This is a genomic window from Nocardia sp. NPDC006982 (assembly GCF_042869435.1).
Taxonomy (GTDB): Bacteria; Actinomycetota; Actinomycetes; order Mycobacteriales; family Mycobacteriaceae; genus Nocardia.
Genome location: NZ_JBIAFV010000004.1, coordinates 418,780 through 425,499, shown reverse-complemented (window position 1 = coordinate 425,499; position 6,720 = coordinate 418,780). Strand labels below are relative to the sequence as shown.

5 protein-coding genes are annotated in these 6,720 nt (G+C 67.0%); 3 read left to right on the top strand and 2 right to left on the bottom strand.

All coding sequences use genetic code 11. The features are described from left to right. Positions 1-176: 176 nt before the first annotated feature. Positions 177-1,274 (bottom strand): ABC transporter substrate-binding protein, encoded by a 1,098-nt coding sequence (locus tag ACFYOW_RS18960; protein WP_387289503.1) that lies wholly within the window; start codon positions 1,272-1,274, stop codon positions 177-179. Between the two features lie 135 nt (positions 1,275-1,409). Beyond that, positions 1,410-2,207, bottom strand: a complete 798-nt coding sequence (locus ACFYOW_RS18955; protein ID WP_387289501.1) for a VOC family protein — start codon at positions 2,205-2,207, stop codon at positions 1,410-1,412. Positions 2,208-2,522: 315 nt separating this feature from the next. Between ACFYOW_RS18955 and ctaD the strand changes: the two genes are divergently transcribed. From ctaD to ACFYOW_RS18940, 3 genes are all read left to right on the top strand, one after another. After that, a complete protein-coding gene (gene ctaD, locus ACFYOW_RS18950) occupies positions 2,523-4,265 on the top strand; it encodes a cytochrome c oxidase subunit I (protein ID WP_063046341.1) in 1,743 nt (580 codons plus the stop codon). 237 nt (positions 4,266-4,502) lie between these two features. Further along, positions 4,503-5,726: a phosphoserine phosphatase SerB gene (gene serB / locus ACFYOW_RS18945; protein ID WP_387289498.1), complete on the top strand. Its 1,224-nt coding sequence runs from the start codon at positions 4,503-4,505 to the stop codon at positions 5,724-5,726. 74 nt (positions 5,727-5,800) lie between these two features. After that, positions 5,801-6,565 (top strand): peptidyl-tRNA hydrolase, encoded by a 765-nt coding sequence (locus tag ACFYOW_RS18940; RefSeq protein WP_387289496.1) that lies wholly within the window; start codon positions 5,801-5,803, stop codon positions 6,563-6,565. Positions 6,566-6,720 lie beyond the last annotated feature (155 nt).

Sequence of the window (6,720 nt, the reverse complement as noted above, 5' to 3'; positions counted from 1 at the left end):
GCCGGACGTCCCGCCATCAGCGACCACCGCGGAGCGAGTCTTACGAGCGGCCTGTTCGCGGCCCGTCTCGCGTCCGAGTCGTCGAAGCGCATGCGCCGAAGGCGCGAGTCTCGACGGCTCGGACGCGAGACACCAGGGGGCCGCGAACACGCAGCGCCGAAGGCGCTGCCAAAAACTCAGTCGGTGACGAAACCGTTCAAGCTGCTGCGCAGGTCGGCGAGCAGGGCGCGGGCCGCGGTGAGGCCGTCGCCGTGCCACACGGTGTCTTCGACCGCGAAGACGCGCTTATCGGCGGAGGCGCCGAGATCCTTCCAGGCATCGCTGCGCAGCACCGACTTACCGTGCGCTTCACCGGCCTCGCCCGCGAAGACGACGTAGATGATGTCGCCCTCGACCTTGGTCAGGTCCTGCTCGGTCACGTCGAAGGAGGTGCCGCGCTGGGCGGTCGGCCGCTGTACACCCACATCGGCGAGGACCTGTCCCGCGAAGCTGTTGCTGCCCTGGACCTGGTCGTGATCGGCGGTGAAGCGGACCACCGAGGCCTGGGACTGGCTGGCGGCCAAGGCATTACCGGTCTCGCGCGCCTCGGCACGGTAGTTCTCCAACGCCGTTGTCGCGGCAGTGCGACGGCCGAGACCCGCTGCAAGCGTGCTGAATTCGGTCTGCCAGCCGCTGCCGGGATCGGCGAGTACGGTCGGCGCGATCGCCTGCAATGCGGCGAAACCGCCTGGGCCGCTCGACATATCGCCGATGATCAGATCGGGATGCAGGGCGGCGATCTGCCCGAGATCGGGCTGTGCCGCCGAACCGACGGGGGGGATCTTCAGCACGCCGTAGCCGAGATACATGGGCTGCGAGCGGGGTCCGTCGATCGGAACCGCGCCGACGACCCGCTCCCACAGGCCGACCGCGCAGGTGGCGTCCAACGCTGAGGTAGACAGCACAACGACGCGCTGCGGATCGGCGGGCACCTCCGACGTGCCCGCGGCGTGGGTGACGGTGCGGGTCTTGCCGTTCGACGGATCCGGTGCGCTCGGTAGCGGGCAGGCGTTCGAGGTGTCGCGCTCCAGGCCGACCACACCGGCGCCCGCGATATTCGTCGTGGTGCGAATGATCGAGCTGGCGTCGTCCTTCTGACTGCAGCCCGCGACGAGCAATGCGGCGCAGAGCAGGGCGACCGCGGTGCCCCCGTGCCGGACCGCGCGATTCCTGGCGGTGCCGTATCGGGGGGAGTCCGTGCGGTTTCGGGTGCGAACAGGGGCGCTCACCGGCATGCGGGTGAGGGTACCGCGTGGCGTGGGTGCCGGGACGCGAAGGCCACCGCCGCGTGCACGTCGCATCCGGACCCTGTCCGCGACCGCGCGGAATCCCGCTGTCGTACAGCGGATTCCGCGCGGTCGTCGGATCGGCTACGCGGCGTTGCCGCCGATGCTGAATCGTGCCCCGGTCGGATCGGCGACCTGTGCGATCCGGCCGTAGGGGGTGTTCTCGGGCGGGGCCAGCACGGTGCCGCCCAATTCGACGACCTTCGCGACGGCCGCGTCGACGTCATCGGCGCCGAAGTAGACGGTCCAGCCCGCCGGTACACCCTCGGGCAGGAAGGCCGAGGCATCCATGACACCGCCGAGCATCGGGGTGGTGGCGTGGATGGTGGTGTAGCGGAACTCCGGGGAGTCGGAAATGGCGAAGGTATCGCTCCAGCCGAAGACGTCGCGGTAGAAGTCGAGCGAGCGGGCGTAGTCGCGGGTGTGCAGTTCGAACCAGGACGGGATGCCGACGTGGTCGGTCCAGGTGCCGCCTGAGGCGATGCCGATGGTCTCGAATCCGCCGAAGGTGCCGGCCTGCCAGATGCCGACGCCCGCGCCGCCGACATCGCCGAGCACGGCCATCGCACCGAGATCGCCCACATCCATGGGCGCAACGACGACCGCGCCGCCGTGCTCGGCGGCCGCGTCCGCGGTGGCCTTGGCATCGGGCGAAGCGAGGTAGACCGTCCATTGATCGGGTCCCTCGGCCCCGTCCGCGGTCTTGCCCATGCCGCCCGCGACGGCCTTACCGTCCTTGCGGAAGGTGATGTAGCCGCCGAACTCCTCGTCCGCGCGGTCGGCGGTCCAGCCGAACAGCTGGCCGTAGAAGGCGATGGCCCGGTCTGGATCAGAGGTGTAGATATCGACCCAGCAGGGATCGCCGGTCTTGGGTGCGGTCATGAGTGGGCTCCTTGCGAGAGTGGATCACTGTCACCGATAGAGACGTCGGCTGCCCGCGAAAATCATCGCTGGCGACTGCTTGCAGGTCGCTCTAAATGGTCGGCACGCAAGGGGCCGGATCATGAGCGCCGAATCAGTGGGTCGGAGTCGCCCACACCGCGAAATACGACACAGAGTAGGACCCGTGCGGATGGCTGTCGCAGCACGGTTTACGATCTCAGGAGCGCAAGCGAACTCCTCGTCTGTCCCCGTAGTGGGGCGGATGCGAGCAGCGGAGCCTGCGGAGCGACCTAAAGGCACCTTTCAGGAGGATCAGTGACTGCCGTAGAGCCAAAGCCAGTCCCTCAGTTGGAAGCGACTCGGCCGTATCCGGCTCGGACCGGGCCGAAGGGCTCGTTCATCGTCAAGATGGTCACCACCACCGACCCTAAGGTCCTCGGTGTCATGTACCTGACCACCTCGATGGCGTTCTTCCTCATCGGTGGTCTGATGGCCCTGCTGATGCGTGGTGAGCTGGCCCGGCCGGGTCTGCAGTTCCTGTCCCCGGAACAGTTCAACCAGCTGTTCACCATGCACGGCACGATCATGCTGCTGTTCTACGCGACCGCGATCGTGTTCGGCTTCGCCAATATCGTCCTGCCGCTGCAGATCGGCGCACCCGACGTCGCCTTCCCACGACTGAACGCCTTCAGCTACTGGCTGTACGCATTCGGCGCGACCATGGCGACCGCGGGCTTCATCACCCCCGGTGGCGCCGCGGACTTCGGTTGGACGGCGTACGTCCCGCTGACCGACATCCTGCACTCGCCCGGCGTCGGCACCGACCTGTGGATCCTCGGCCTCGCGGTCTCCGGTCTGGGCACCATCCTCGGTGGCGTCAACATGCTGACCACGGTGGTCTGCCTGCGTGCCCCCGGTATGACCATGTTCCGTATGCCGATCTTCACCTGGAACATCGCCGTCACCAGCGTCCTCGTGCTGCTCGCCTTCCCGCTGCTGACCGCCGCGCTGTTCGGCCTGGCCTACGACCGCCACCTCGGTGGCCACATCTACGATCCGGCCACCGGCGGCATCCTGCTCTACCAGCACCTGTTCTGGTTCTTCGGACATCCCGAGGTGTACATCATCGCGCTGCCGTTCTTCGGCATCGTCTCGGAGATCTTCCCGGTCTTCTCGCGTAAGCCGATCTTCGGTTACACCACGCTGGTCTACGCGACCCTTGGTATCGCGGCGCTGTCGATCGCGGTGTGGGCGCACCACATGTACGCCACCGGCGCCGTGCTGCTGCCGTACTTCTCGTTCATGACCTTCCTGATCGCCGTCCCGACCGGTGTGAAGTTCTTCAACTGGATCGGCACCATGTGGCGCGGCCAGCTGACCTTCGAATCGCCGATGCTGTTCTCCCTCGGCTTCCTGGTCACCTTCCTCTTCGGCGGTCTGTCCGGTGTCATCCTGGCCTCGCCGCCGCTGGACTTCCACGTCACCGACTCGTACTTCGTCGTCGCGCACTTCCACTACGTGCTCTTCGGCACCATCGTGTTCGCCACCTATGCAGGCATCTACTTCTGGTTCCCGAAGATCACCGGCCGCATGCTGGACGAGCGCCTCGGCAAGTGGCACTTCTGGACCACCTTCATCGGCTTCCACACCACCTTCCTGGTGCAGCACTGGCTGGGCGCCGAAGGCATGCCGCGCCGCTACGCCGACTACCTGCCCAGCGACGGATTCACCACGCTGAACACCATTTCCACCATCGGCGCCTTCATCCTCGGTGCGTCGATGCTTCCGTTCATCTGGAACGTGTTCAAGAGCTACCGCTACGGCGAAGTGGTCACCGTCGATGATCCGTGGGGTTACGGCAACTCGCTGGAGTGGGCCACCACCTGCCCGCCGCCGCGGCACAACTTCTACGAACTGCCGCGCATCCGTTCCGAGCGTCCCGCATTCGAGCTGCACTACCCGCACATGGTCGAGCGGATGCGGGCCGAGGCGCATGTGGGCTGGGGTTCGGGCAAACATGCCACCGAAGTGCACGAAGGCGCCTTGGCAAAGCATTAGACGGTGGCCGGACATTCGTCCGTCCAAGGGCGCAGAGAGTGAGCCCACCAGGCGAGTGAGCAACTACATTGTCCGGCAGAGAGGTACCCGGCAGTGCAGTAGCGTCGCCATGATGAGTGTGCACCTACTGATCATCAGTGGGTGCACACTCATTTTGTGGGGACTAGCACCGACCGCAGCGTTGCGACATCGGGGTCCAGCACAGCTACGGCAAACAACTAACTTGGAGCACCTCAGTTGGCCGACACCATCGTCCTCGTCACCGTCACCGGACCCGACCGGCCCGGTGTGACCTCCGTACTGCTCGCGGCGATGTCGCGGCATCACGTGAGCCTGCTGGATGTGGAGCAGGTCGTCATACGCGGCCGACTGACCCTCGGCGTGCTGGTCACCTGCCCGAGCGATCCGGAGGCGCTGCAGGACGAGCTCGAAGAGGCGATGAATACCGTCGGCATGCATGTCGACGTCGAGGTCGACGCGCAGATCGGCAGGCAGCCGATGTCCACCCATGCGGTGGTCATCCTCGGCGCGCCGGTGACCGCGCGCGCATTCAGTTCGGTCTCTCGTCAGCTCGCCGCGCTCGGCGCCAATATCGACACCATCCGCGGCATTGCCGACTACCCGGTGACCGGAATGGAACTCCTGGTCACCGCGACCGACACCGGCCCCGATTCCGATGCCCGGCTGCGCACGGCGCTGGCCGAGGTCGCGGTCGCCGAACAGGTGGACGTGGCGGTGGAGCGGGCCGGACTGGCCCGCCGTGGCAAGCGGCTCATCGTCTTCGACGTCGATTCGACCCTGATCCAGGGCGAGGTCATCGAGATGCTCGCCGCGCACGCCGGGGTGGAGGATCAGGTCCGCGAGGTCACCGAGGCGGCCATGCGCGGTGAAATCGACTTCGCCGAATCCCTGCGTCAGCGGGTGGCGACCCTCGAGGGGCTGGACGAATCGGTGATCGAGGAGGTCGCCGACCGGATCGAGCTGACCCCGGGCGCGCGCACCACCATTCGAACCCTGCGCCGCATCGGATTCCGCTGCGGTGTGGTGTCGGGCGGCTTCCGTCAGGTGATCGAACCGCTCGCGCACGAACTGGAATTGGACTTCGTGCAGGCGAATACGCTCGAAGTCGTGGACGGCAAGCTGACCGGCCGGGTGGTCGGCGAAATCGTCGACCGCGCCTTCAAGGCCACCGCGCTGCGTAAATTCGCGGCGGAGGCGGGCGTGCCGATGGAGCAGACCGTGGCCGTCGGCGACGGCGCCAACGACATCGACATGCTCAATGCGGCCGGACTCGGCGTCGCCTTCAATGCCAAGCCCGCGTTGCGCGAGGTCGCCGACGCGGCGCTGTCGCATCCTTACCTGGACGCGGTCCTGTTCATCCTCGGCGTGACCCGCGACGAGGTGGAGGCCGCCGATGCCCGCGACGGCGGAATCCGTCGCGTCCCGCTCGTCGGCAGCTGAGTCACGAGGGTCGGTAGGCTCGCTGGGGGTGTCGCGCCTGCGCGGCGGTTTTCGTTGACGATCGAGGTGGCGTGATGTCGAGTATCCCGGAGGCCGAATTGTCGACGGGTGTCGAGGGATTCCGCATTCGGCATGCGGAGCTGGCGCGTGGCTACGGCGCTCTCGGCGATCCGGAAGATTCCGCTCTCGTGCAAGCCATGCAGATGGTGCTGCATATTCCGAAGGTCGATCCGCCGCGGCGCAGTGCACTGCTCGAGGCCGCGGCGGTGGCCACGGTGGCGCTGTGCCTGGATGAGCGGGTCGGGCCCGAGGGTGTGTGGGAGCAGCGGTTCCTGGCCTGGAAGCGGTCGCGGATCCGCAAGGTGGCGCGGCGGGCGCGCGGTGCGCAGTGGCTGGCCGCCAACGAGGTGGACGGGGTGACCGTCGAGGTGGACGGTGCGCAGGCGCGGGCATTCGTGCCGGGGCCGGTGGGCGAGGTCGATCCGCGGATCAGGCGGCTGCAGATCAACGGCACCGACCTCGAACACGACGATCCCGGACCCGCCGATCCCGACCTGCCCGTGCTGTGGGTGAATACGAAGCTCGGCATGACGCTCGGCAAGGCCGCCGCCCAGGTCGGTCACGCCAGCATGTTGCTAGCCGGTGCGCTCACCGTGGACGAGGCACTGCGGTGGTCGCAGCGCGAGTTCCGATGTGCGGTGCGCGAATCCGGACCGGAGCAGTGGGCGTCGCTGTGCGAGCAGGTGTCTCGTGGGCAGGCCGTCGCGGTGCGCGACGCCGGTTTCACCGAGGTCGCTCCGGGGTCGATGACTGTGATCGCGGTGCCCGGACAATACTGATCGGCTGGGGGTGAATTGCTCGCATCCGATTTACACCGCAGGTCCCGCAAGCGATTACGCGGTGTAGATGTTTCGCTGTTCGGCGCTAAGGGGATTCACCTGAGCCCGATCTGGGTACGTTCGACGCAATAGGACCGCCGCATACCACTCGCCGG